Below are 12,700 nucleotides of genomic sequence, written 5' to 3' on the forward strand. Positions count from 1 at the left end.
AAATTTAGTAAGGGTATTCAACAGAAAAAATTTCATGGGATCATGATAAAATTTTCATAAAGAAAAAACTGCTCTTTATGAAAACAAAACAAACCTTCGAATCTCTCATGGATGAGTTTCAGGATCATTTTGATCTGCTCACTGTCTTTGATGATTTTTTAACTATCGCTATTGCACTCTGTGGAAGAAATCCACACACCGGGCGCTCATTTGATGAAACCCTATATCTATGTGTGATGGATAAGTACAAACATCATGACCTCCGATCTAACTTTCCTAAAATGCTTTCTACTCTTACCTTACAAGTGACTCAACGGATTGAAAGCAAGCAAGGATGCGATATTCTGGGAGAGTATTATGAATCCAGATTGGCAAAGGAGAAACCATCTGAACTTTTTATTCCTTATCCAATTTCCAGATTCATGGCACGCAGTGCCATTAGAGATGCAGAAAAAGTGTTTCCTAAAACACGCTTTCAGATGCTTGATCCTGAATGTGGAAGTGGACGCATGTTACTTTCGATGGCTTTCGAAAGTCAAAAGAAGCATCACTACTTCGGCATTGACAGCAATCTCACATTTGTAAAAATGACGGTACTCAGTTTGTTTTTAAGCGGGGTTGTGAGTGCTGAAATCATGTGCGCAGATGCCGATATTCCACATGACTTTAAGGGCAGTTACAAAATCAGTCTATGGCCGTACGGAATATTTCGACAAGAGGTTAAAGAGAAATCACAATTGTGGCGGGTAGCAAATAGTACTGTTGTGCCTACTGAGATTAATAAGGTGTATCAAAATTGAGTTTTCAATTTCCGAAGAATTTTAAAGCAATCGTCAACAACTGAGATTGCTTTTTTCTTTTTCAAATACCTCAACGAATAGTTTCCATATCTGGCAAATTCTCCCTCCTTACTTATCGGGCTCTGAATCGATACTCTTTGAGTAGAACATTCTTTCACAATTAAATCTTTTACTCATGAACAACACAACCACAGAAAAGCGGGATGTGTACACCATTGTAACCGACCGCATCATTGAACTACTTAAACAAGGCACCATCCCCTGGAAGAAACCATGGGCAGAAGCCGGCATCCCACAAAATCTTATTTCCCGCAGAGTGTATCGCGGCCTCAATGTCATGCTCTTAGCATCACTCGGGTATGAACAGAACTATTTTCTCACCTACTCCCAAATCAAAGAATTAGGAGCATCGGTTAAGAAGGATGAAAAGTCCTATCCAGTAGTCTATTGGAATTGGGTAGAACCAAAGCAAGAAGAGGGAGAAATATTGAACAGTAAGAAGTACCCATTTCTCCGGTATTACAACGTTTATAACGTTGCTCAATGCACCGGGATTCCGCCTGAAAAAATTCCTGTAGTAACTCGGCAAGCATATCCGATTCAGGCCTGCGAACATATTATCGAGAATATGCCATCAAAGCCGAAAATAACCCAGAAAGAGGCTAAGGCATATTACAATCCGCTTCTGGACTTCATTAACATGCCCAAGATGGGCACATTCTCAAGTAATGAAAGTTACTATGCTACACTCTTTCATGAACTGGTCCATAGCACAGGTCACTTAACAAGACTTAATCGCAAAGGGCTGTTGGAGATGACTGAGTTTGGTTCACCACCATATTCATTTGAAGAGTTGGTGGCTGAAATAGGTGCCTGCTATCTGGAATCGCTGACCGGAATTGCTGAGAAGCAAATCGATAACAATGTTGCTTACATCAGTGGGTGGTTAGACAAACTGGAAAATGATGATCACTTCATTGTACTTGCCAGTTCTCAAGCGCAAAAGGCAGTGGATTATATTCTTGGGCAACAGTTTGAAGTGAAAGAAGAAATGGCCGAGCAAAATGGTGTGGAGTAAAGTAGTGTATTTATGATATCAAAGCCCCGATTTTTATCTGGGGCTTTACTTTATTTGCATCAAATAACTATGTGCTAAGCATTTTCTAAGTATATACTGAAACTTCCTAGTTTTTATGCGACTGCTACAAGCTGATCAATACTATATTCTTATTACAGGAAGACATACCTTTGGAGCAAACAAACACCATTTGGATGATCACGCTAAATCAAATTGTAAGTAGTAATCTTGAAATACTGAGAGAGCAAGAAGTATCTCTATTAAAATCTCTCGACTTTATACGTAAAGCACGAAAACTTTTTGAATCTGAAAGTGAAACGCAGGTAAGTGGGAGAGCAGGAAGGAACCAAAGCACTCTCAACAAGAAAATTACGAGTAAAAGAGAGAAACAATCACCTGCAAAATCAAAGGGTAAAATTGTCAAGCAAACCAGAACAAACCGCTTGGAATCTATTATTGCTGTTTTGAAAAACAAGAAGGAACCTATAAGTTCTGGTGAATTATTGGAAGAACTATTCAAACAACAGACAGCTACGAAGGACAAAAAATATTTTGGGACTTTAATTTATCCGGTACTCACTAAAGCATGCAGAAGCGGTAAACTTAAATTGAAGGGAGGTAAGATTCATTTGATATCTTAGAAATATCATTCGAGATATTATAATCTGTCCAAAGAAGATTAAATCATTGAAAGGCTTAAATCCTTTGTAAGCCGCAATAAAGCTTGAGCATAAGCTTTCTGTCAAGGTTTTTTGAAGAAATATTTTTGCGCTTTTACTGGCAACAAGAAAATATTTCTTCAAAAATTCACTTTAACCTTGACAGTGCAAGCGATGCTTACATTCGCGGAAAAAGGATTTAAGTCAAAGCGGTAGGCATTAGAAATTAAAACTATTGCTTGGTCCAAGTTCGGTCCAATGCATGCCACCATAATAGCTATATTCAACATTAATGTTCTTTCCATCCTCGCTTAAGCTTCCGGAACTCTCGTAGGATACAAATTGACCAGATACTTGAAGAGGAACTGAAGATTAACCTTCATCTGCTACGGCTTTATTGATCAGGGCGATTCTATCGTCCGGTTCGAAAGTGATAAATTCTTGAGCCAGGTAAGGTTGCTTTCTGAATTTCATTAAATGAGCTCGAGAATTAAAAATCACCTTAACTGTCTTGAAATGATGAAACGTTCTCCAATAGCTAACTGCTTTCCGCTTCGATGACCATTTCTGCTAACCGAAACGGACACGCTCCGAAAGTCGACGAAGCCGTTTGGCTATCGCTTCTGTAAAATAAAATGAGAGGCAACCCAACTGCACAAAAAGCCAACCCTTCATCACCTCACATTTATTTTACCCCACCGTCCAAATACCGCTTCGTAGAAACTTTTTTCTATATTCGCACAGTGAACAAGGCAAAAAAAATATTTTCATTCCTGTTAGCACTTCATGTGCTCTTTCTGACTTCATTCACCTGTCTTGAAAATTACGACACCTTTTCTCCAACCGCTGCAACCACTATTTCTGTTGCCCATGACTGCAATCAAGAGGGAAATAATATTTGCGACCCCTTTTGCCAATGCAGTTGTTGCCCTGGTTTCGTAGTGATGCCATTCTGCAAGTTTCTTTCGACTCAATACATTTCATCCGGCAAGCAGTTTATACTTTACTCCGCTAATTTTTCCTCTGCCTTTTTTGGCAGCCACTGGCAGCCACCCAAAATCAGTTAATGTTTGGTAAGTGCGCAATATTGCGCACTGAATTTTCTTTTATGCTGTCTGCATAAAAGAGAGTTCCCACGTTAACTCGTTTAATAAAAAGTTCCTGCTAAAACAAAAAAAAAGAAAAAGCCAATTAAAATCACTTGGCTGCTGATAGTCAAATACACTATTATCGGTTTGATATGTGTCATTGTGATAATCGGAATTATAGCAAAAATCAGCCACTACTTTAAAATTCATTTATAACAATTCAATTCACAAATAATTAAAATAGAAAACAAAATGAAAAAATTAATCTTCTCTTTCATTGCATTGTCAATGATAACTGTTGCATGTAACAACAAGCCGGACACCACCATGTGTAAAGAGCACGACAAGAATTGCCCGGTATCAGAAAATTGCCCTGAACATCCTGAGTGCGAAGCGCACGAAAATTGCGAAAATGGTAAAGCCTGTTCTCATGAGGCATGTATGGCTCACGATAAAGAAAAAGCATCATAGTAATCCTCACATTTACTAAAGGTGTTACCTGCATTTAAAATGTACATGAAAAACTATGTCCTTTAATAAAAATAAAATATGCTTGACAAAATCATAAAATTCTCCATTTACAATAAAGGAGTAATCGGGTTCTTTACCGCCTTGCTCGTTATTGCGGGCATTTACTCAGCAACTCAATTGCCTATTGATGCCGTTCCCGACATAACAAATAACCAGGTGCAGGTAATGACACTTGCACCCACGCTTGGCGCACAGGAAGTGGAGCAATTCATTACCGTACCCATCGAACTGTCATTAGGAAACATTCCTCACGTTATTGAAAAACGCTCAATATCCCGTTCAGGTATTTCTGTAATTACTATCGTGTTCAAAGATGCTACTGATATATTCTGGGCGCGGCAGCAGATTTCAGAACGATTAAAGGAAGCCGAGGAACAAATTCCCAAAGGCATGGCAACACCCATGCTTGCGCCTATAACAACAGGGCTTGGAGAAATTTATCATTATGTGATTCATGCAAAACCCGGCTTTGAAAATAAATACAGCGCTACCGACCTGCGTACAATGCAGGACTGGATTGTAAAACGCCAGCTTTCAGGCACAGAAGGTCTTGCAGAAGTGAGCGGTTGGGGAGGTTTTGTAAAAACGTATGAGATAGCCATTGACAATGATAAAATAAATGCGCTCAACATAACCATTCCCGAAATATATCATGCGCTTGAAGTCAACAATGAAAACACAGGCGGTTCTTATATTGAGCAATACGGCAATGCATATTTTATCCGCGGATTGGGCTTGGTAAAATCATTGGAGGACATTGAAAAAATTGTTGTTAAAACTGTAAATGATGTTCCTCTTTTGATTCGTGACATAGCTATTGTACAGTTTGGCGCTACAACCCGGATGGGAGCCATAACCCGCAATGGCGAAGGTGAAGCGGTTGCCGGAGTTACGCTTATGCTCAAAGGTGAAAATTTCAGTAAAGTGATTAGTCACGTAAAAGAACGGATGGTGCAGATTCAAAAATCCCTGCCCGAAGGAGTAATAATTGAGCCTTTCATTGACCGCACAGAATTAGTTGGAAGAGCGATGGGCACAGTTGAAAAAAATCTTATTGAAGGGGCACTGATTGTAATATTTATTCTTGTGCTTTTACTTGGAAATTTAAGAGCAGGTTTATTAGTGGCATCAGTAATTCCTTTGTCCATGCTCTTTGCCATTTCAATGATGAAGCTTTTTGGGGTATCTGGTAACCTTATGAGTTTAGGTGCAATTGATTTCGGGTTGATAGTGGATGGAGCCGTAATAATTGTAGAAAGTGTTGTGCATCGTTTGCATACTTCACGGCAAGCAGGGAAAGATATAATTACCCAAAAAGAAATGAACGAAACCGTATTTCATTCTGCATCCGGCATGATGAACAGCGCCACATTCGGTCAAATAATTATCATCATTGTTTATCTTCCTATTCTTACACTGGTTGGCATTGAAGGAAAAATGTTTCGCCCGATGGCAGAAACGGTTGCCTTTGCAATTATAGGGGCGCTGCTCCTTTCACTTACCTATGTTCCCATGATGGCATCGCTGGTATTAAGTAAAAGCAAAAAAGCAGAACACAAAAAAAACATCAGCGATAAAATAATGGACTTTTTGCACCGCATATATGCGCCTTTGCTTGGTTTTGCAATGCGACAAAAAATTGCAGTAGTGATTGTTTCAGTCGCCTTATTTATTGCAACCATTTTCACATTCACACGGTTAGGCGGTGAATTTATTCCCACCCTTGATGAAGGAGACCTTACCGTAGAAATAAGCATGATGCAGGGAGCTTCATTAACTCAGGTAGTAGAAACATTTGGTAAGGCTGAAAAAATTCTGAAAGCAAAATTTCCGGAAATAAAACAAATCGTTACACGAATCGGAAGCGCAGAAATTCCAACCGATCCCATGCCAATCGAAAGAGGCGATATGATGGTTTCCATGAAGCCAAAAGAAGAATGGACAAGTGCTGAAACGCGGGAAGAAATGATGGAAAAAATGGAAGAAGAATTATCTGTCCTTCCCGGAATCAATAAAGAAATTACGCAACCCATGCAAATGCGTTTTAATGAATTAATGACAGGAATAAGGCAGGACGTAGCGATTAAAATATTCGGTGATGATTTAGATACGCTTGTACAACGGGCAAATTTAATTGCACAATGGATAACGCCTGTGGAAGGTGTGAGCGAAGCCATTGTTGAAAAGGTAACGGGCTTACCGCAGATTGTTGTAGAGTACGACCGTGACAGGATAGCACAATATGGCTTAAATATAGAGGATATAAACATGATTCTGAAAACAGCATTTGCAGGGAACGTTGCCGGAGTTGTATTTGAAGGTGAAAAAAGATTTGACATGGTGGTTAGGTTACAGCAGGATTTGCGGAAGGATATATCGGACATTGAAAACCTGTATGTGCCTTTGCCAAATGGTAAAAAAATTCCATTAAACCAGGTTGCACATATTGAATATAAAACTGCACCGGGACAAATCTCACATGAAGATGCAAGACGAAGGATTTATGTCGGCTTCAATGTAAGAGGCAGAGATGTGGAAACTGTAGTGGAAGATATTCAAAAAATTCTATCAGAAAAATTAAAACTACCTGCCGGATATTATGTTACCTATGGAGGTCAGTTTCAAAATCTCAAAGAAGCTGAAAAACGATTGTCATTAGCCGTGCCTGCTGCATTGGCACTTATTTTAGTTTTGCTTTATTTAACCTTTCGCTCTGTAAAGGAAATGTTAATCATATTTACTGCAGTACCGCTTTCTGCTATCGGTGGAGTATATGCATTATGGTTGCGCGATATGCACTTCAGCATTTCCGCAGGAGTAGGTTTTATCGCCTTGTTTGGTGTAGCTGTATTAAATGGAATCGTATTAATTGCGTACTTCAATCAGTTGGAAAAGGAAGGAGTTACAGATATTTATGAGCGAGTAAAAAAAGGAACGCAGGTAAGGTTGCGACCCGTTATTATGACCGCAGCAGTTGCATCACTTGGTTTTTTACCAATGGCTCTTTCAAGCGGTGCAGGTGCCGAAGTTCAAAAGCCACTTGCTACAGTTGTAATTGGTGGTCTCATATCAGCAACATTGCTTACACTAATAGTCATTCCGGTTTTATACATTTTGTTTTCAAGAAGAAAAAAACTAAAACCTTCACTTGCCTCTGCTCATATTCTCTTTCTTGCTTTAGCTGTTTTCTTTAGTACCGGAAAAGCAAATGCACAGGACCATCAGGCTCTTTCCCTAGATGATTGCATAAAGATTGCAGTGGAAAACAATTCTGAAATGAAAATTGCAACATTGGAAACGAAGCAATTTAAAGCACTGCAAAAAACTGCATTTGATATTGAAAAAACAGACATTACAATAATGCAGGATGCCACCGATGGAGGAAGTTCTGATAATAGTTGGGTTATATCGCAGCGTTTTGAATTTCCAACGGTATATACTGCGCAAAAGAAATTGGCTAAAGCAGAAACAAAACTCAGTGAGCAATCGGCAGAGGTAAAACATAATTATTTAATAAAGGAAGTAAAGATTGTTTATTACGCACAACTATATTTGATTGAAAAATTACGCATACTCCAGGCGCAGGATAGTTTGTACAGTGACTTTTCACGCATAGCAAATGTGAGATTTGCAACAGGCGAATCTTCTAATCTCGAAAAAATAGTTGCATCCAACAGGTATCGGGAAATTCAATTACAAAAACAGCAGGCAGAAGTTGAAGCATTGATAAATAATAAAAAATTACAGCAACTACTCAATGTAAATTATACGATCACTATTGCTGAAACCAAGCTCCCTAAATTAATCGAAAACTTTTCGCCAGATAGCAGCGCATTAGCTTCTTATCCGCTTCTTAATTTTTACAGGCAACAGGTAACAGTCCAATCAGTTAAAGCAAATGTTGAGAAAAATAAATTCCTTCCTGATATTTTTGGGAGCTACTACCATCAGTATATCCTTTCATCTTTTAATCCTGCAAGTATTGAACGGAATTATTTTCCCGGCACACGCGTAGGAGGTTTTGAGTTGGGAATATCAATACCATTGTTTTTTAATACGCAGAGAGGCATGGTTCAGCACGCAGAATTAGGTGGGCAAATAGCACAGGAGCAGCTAAAGCAGGCTGAACTTCAATTGCAAACCAATTATTATGCTCAGTATCAAAATTATTTACGGCTGTTCGATGCAATTAACTATTATCAGGGTAGCGGCTTGCCGGAATCGCAGGAATTACTCAGAACATCACAGGTAGCATATATTAATGGCGAAATAGGATATGTGGAGTTTATACAAAACACTTCTCAGGCTGCCGAAACACAATTACGCTATTTTGAATTACTCAATCAATACAATGAATCTGTAATTACTCTTACCCATTTTACACCATCAAAATAATTATGAATAAAATAAAACAGGCAATGAAAAAAATAAAATTAAACATCATGCTTATCGCAGCAATCTTTGCTGCTTTAACGATAACCTCTTGTGGCGAAAAAGGTGACAAAGCAAAAGGCAGTTCAGAAGAAGCCGCTGAAGAAGGTGCTGCGGGTGATGGAGCATCCTTTTTAGAATTAAAAGATGAACAAATAAAAGCTGCCGAAATAGAGATGGACAGCATTAAGACAAGAAGCATCAGTGCCATTCTTAAAGTAAATGGTGTGCTCGATGTACCGCCACAAAATTTATATTCCATCAATGCTCCTTACGGAGGATTTTTAAAAAGCACTGATTTGCTCGAAGGGTCAAGAGTTCAAAAAGGTCAAGTCATTGCAACGCTTCAACATCCAGATTACATACAAATGCAGCAGGATTACATGAACAGCGTAAGCCAGCTTGTGTTCCTCGAAAAAGATTACCAGCGGCAGGTAACCTTGCAAAATGAAAATGCTTCCGCTGCAAAAACATTGCAAAAAGCAGAATCGGAATACAACAGCTTGCTTGCCACCGTTAAAGGGCTCGAAGCAAAGTTTGAGATGATAGGAATTAACAAAGATGAAGTTAAAGAGGGAAAAATAACTTCAACCATTTCACTTCGCTCGCCCATCAGTGGCTACGTTACAAAAGTAAATGCCAACATTGGTAAGTATGTTAGCTCACAAGATGTAATTTTTGAAATCGTAAATACCGAACACCTCCATGTGGAGCTTACAGTTTTTGAAAAAGACATTGATAAAATTCGTGTAGGTCAGAAAATACGGTTCACCCTTGCCAATGAGCCGGGCAAAGAACGCACCGCTCATATTTATCTTATAGGCAGATTGTTTGACGAATCACGAACAGTTCGCATTCACGGGCATCTCGATAAAGAAGACCCACACCTGTTGCCGGGCATGTACATCAATGCTACAATAGATTTAGGTGAAAAAGTTGAAGCAACTGTGCCGCGTCAATCCGTAGTGATGGATAACGGAAAGAAATATGTCTTTGTACAAAATACAATATGTGCTGAACATCCCGAATGCAGCGCACATGAAAGTTGTCCTAAAGAGGAAAACTGCAAAGAGCATCCCGATTGCGAAGCCCATGAAAAATTGACAATCACACAAGTTGATACCCAACACAAACAATGCGAAGCGCATGAATCCTGCAAAAACAAATCACCCGAAATAAAAGCCATAGAACAGAAGGAAGCAGGGTATTTCACATTCTCCAAAGTGGAAGTAGAAACGGGTACAGCAAACGAAAACTTTGTAGCAATAAATTTTAAAGAACCTCTTGATGCTCATAAAAAAATCGTAACAAAAGGAGCTTTCTTTTTACTATCTCAAAGCAAAACAGGTGGCATGGATGCATGTGCGCAATAAGGAATGGTAAAATAAAAATGAAAACCTCAATTATGAATAAGCAAAACGAGCCGAAAAAAATGTCTCTCAGATTCTTCCAAATTTTAAAAATGTTATGGAATGCTAAGAAATTGCATTCGCATGAAAAATGGAGCAGAGACAAAATAAAACAGCATCAGGAAAAAGAGGTTCAAAAGCTTCGTGACTTTGCTTATGCAAATTCTCCTTTTTATAAAAAGTTCCACCAGGGACTAGAAAATCGTCCATTGCATGAGTTGCCTGTTCTGACCAAGCAGGAGTTGATGCGCTCCTGGGATGAAATTGTTACAGACAGGTCGTTACACTTAAAGGATGTTGAGCATTTCCTGAATAATGTAAAAGGTCTTGAGGCTTATCAAAATAAATACTTTGCTTTTGCAACAGGCGGAACAACGGGCGTAAAAGGAATTACCATTTATACCAAGAAGGAGTGGCTGAATATATTTTCACAATCAGCCCGGCTAACGAAATGGACAGGTATTAAATTTAGTCTTACAAAAAAGCTGCGTATGTCCACGGTTCAATCAAAGTTACCCTGGCACATAGCCGGAGCCGCCAGTTTTATCACGTTTCCGTTTTCTAAATCACTTCCCCTTGATGTAACCGAGCCAATGGACCAACAAATAAATGAGCTAAACGGCTTTCAACCCGATGTCTTTGCAGGATTTGCCGGAAATATTCATCTGCTCGCACAAGAGCAAATAAACGGGCGGTTAAAAATATCACCTAAAACTGTTTTAACCACAGCGGAAACGCTTAAGAAAGAAGGGAGAGAAGCTATTGAGCAAGCTTGGAAGACGAAACCATTCGAAGCTTACGGCTCAACGGAAATTGGCGAGGCAGCCGCTGAATGCGAACAACATAAAGGCCTGCATATTTTTGAAGATGTGATCATTCTTGAAATAGTGGATAATAATAATAAGCCAGTACAACTCGGCATAACTGGCAGCAAGGTATTGGCTACCGTGTTATGGAATTATACGCTTCCTTTCATTCGTTATGAATTGAGTGACCATATCAAACTCTCACCTGAACCGTGTCCGTGCGGCAGACCATTTCAACTTATAGAAGAAATTCAGGGACGCGAAGAAAATGTGATTTATTTACCTGGTAGATCTGGCGAAAAAGTTAGAATAGAGCCTGAAATTTTCTTTGATAATATGGTTTTGCTTCCCATAGGCGGATGGCAGGTAGTGCAGGAGGCAGAAGATGCTGTAACCTTTTTGATTTTAGGGCCACATCAGGATTTTAATGAAGCGGAATTCCTGAAAAGGATGGAGCATGAATTTGTACAGCGCGGTGCAAAAGTACCTGCACTTAAGATTGAATACATTAAGGAGTTACGGCACACAAAACTGGGAAAGACGATCACAATACAATCATTTAAGAAAGATAAAAGTTAAATTGACAGCATAGCTTACGGATTAAGAAAGAAGAATCAAATAGCCTGAAAAAATTAAAGCAATGTCAGTCCGGAAAACAATATTCAATATTTCCAAAATGGATTGCGCCTCAGAGGAGCAATTAATAAGAATGAAACTGGAAGGAGATAAATCCATTCAGCAACTACAGTTCGATTTGCCAAACAGGAAATTATTTGCATACCACACCGGAAGCGCAGAACCACTGGCAGAAAAAATTAATCAACTCAATCTCGGTTCAAAATTAATTTCAACGGAAGTTGTTAGTGATTCAGTAATCACAAATGAAACAACCATAGAGCGAAAGCTGCTTTGGATAGTATTCACAATCAACTTTGCATTCTTCATTATAGAAATAATTGCTGGATTTCTTGCCGGTTCGATGGGATTGGCAGCCGACAGTTTAGATATGATGGCAGATGCAATTGTCTATGGAATGAGTTTATATGCAGTCGGAAAACTTGCATCAACCAAAAAAAATATTGCCAAAGCAGGAGGCATTTTTCAGATGACTTTAGCCATATTAGGATTCATAGAAGTAATCAGGCGGTTTTTAGGATTCGGTGAACTCCCCGTTTTTCAAACCATGATTATTGTTTCAACATTCGCACTTATCGGAAATGCCGTCACGCTCTATCTCCTTCAAAAATCAAAAAGCAAAGAAGCCCATATGCAAGCAAGCATGATTTTCACCAGCAACGATGTCATTGCAAACATCGGAGTCATCACAGCAGGAATAATTGTTTACATCACCCACTCACCCTATCCCGATTTAATCGCAGGAACAATCATATTTCTCATAGTAGCAAAAGGAGCAGTCAGAATTTTAAAACTCTCCCAAAAATAATTTGGGCATTCCCCCAAGCCCGCGAAAAGCGGGCAAGGGGGTCAGGCTTTCAGCTGCAATCCTTTTTCCCCCACTGCACCAACCCAACTGAATTTCGGGAGTATCAACTTACTAATGACTATTGCAGTGATTGCAGCATCTTATCTCGGTGAATATCCTGAAGCAGCAGTAGTAATAGATTCCAAAATATCATTTAAAACAAATGATGTTAATTGTCTAGGTAAAGGAGCCTTCAGCTAGCGTAAGCAAAAGCGGATGCAATGAACGAAGTGGTTTGCAGACGCAGTGCTGCGAGCCGTCTGCGAGTACGAGCTAGGTGCTGTACACAATAGCCCGAAGTATGAGGGCGGTGTACAGCTATGTTTACACGAGTGCCTGGTGTGTGTTTTTGTCTTGAGTTAAGGCAAGTGCTTTAGCAATAGCTATGCGGGTAGGAAAGCACGCGGGAGGCACA

Annotated in this window: 8 protein-coding genes; all 8 read left to right on the plus strand. The window is 39.3% G+C overall.

The window, feature by feature from the left end:
- The first annotated feature begins 77 nt into the window (after positions 1-77).
- The gene (locus K1X61_13320) at positions 78-800 is read left to right on the plus strand and encodes an N-6 DNA methylase (protein MBX7109626.1); all 723 of its coding nucleotides are present in this window, start codon (positions 78-80) and stop codon (positions 798-800) included.
- A gap of 175 nt (positions 801-975) precedes the next feature.
- The gene (locus K1X61_13325) at positions 976-1,878 is read left to right on the plus strand and encodes an ssDNA-binding domain-containing protein (GenBank protein ID MBX7109627.1); all 903 of its coding nucleotides are present in this window, start codon (positions 976-978) and stop codon (positions 1,876-1,878) included.
- Positions 1,879-2,072: 194 nt separating this feature from the next.
- Positions 2,073-2,519 carry a hypothetical protein gene (locus tag K1X61_13330; protein MBX7109628.1) on the plus strand — a complete coding sequence of 149 codons (447 nt, stop codon included), beginning with the start codon at positions 2,073-2,075 and terminating at the stop codon, positions 2,517-2,519.
- A 1,358-nt stretch (positions 2,520-3,877) separates the two neighbouring features.
- Positions 3,878-4,096 (plus strand): hypothetical protein, encoded by a 219-nt coding sequence (locus K1X61_13335; GenBank protein MBX7109629.1) that lies wholly within the window; start codon positions 3,878-3,880, stop codon positions 4,094-4,096.
- Positions 4,097-4,174: 78 nt separating this feature from the next.
- Positions 4,175-8,551, plus strand: coding sequence for a CusA/CzcA family heavy metal efflux RND transporter (locus K1X61_13340; GenBank protein ID MBX7109630.1), 4,377 nt, complete (start codon positions 4,175-4,177; stop codon positions 8,549-8,551).
- 2 nt (positions 8,552-8,553) lie between these two features.
- The gene (locus K1X61_13345; protein ID MBX7109631.1) at positions 8,554-9,960 is read left to right on the plus strand and encodes an efflux RND transporter periplasmic adaptor subunit; all 1,407 of its coding nucleotides are present in this window, start codon (positions 8,554-8,556) and stop codon (positions 9,958-9,960) included.
- Positions 9,961-9,977: 17 nt separating this feature from the next.
- Entirely contained in the window at positions 9,978-11,381 is a 1,404-nt protein-coding gene (locus tag K1X61_13350; GenBank protein MBX7109632.1) for a hypothetical protein, read from the plus strand.
- Between the two features lie 61 nt (positions 11,382-11,442).
- Positions 11,443-12,246: a cation transporter gene (locus tag K1X61_13355; protein MBX7109633.1), complete on the plus strand. Its 804-nt coding sequence runs from the start codon at positions 11,443-11,445 to the stop codon at positions 12,244-12,246.
- Positions 12,247-12,700 lie beyond the last annotated feature (454 nt).

The organism is Chitinophagales bacterium, assembly GCA_019694975.1.
Taxonomy (GTDB): Bacteria; Bacteroidota; Bacteroidia; order Chitinophagales; family UBA10324; genus JACCZZ01.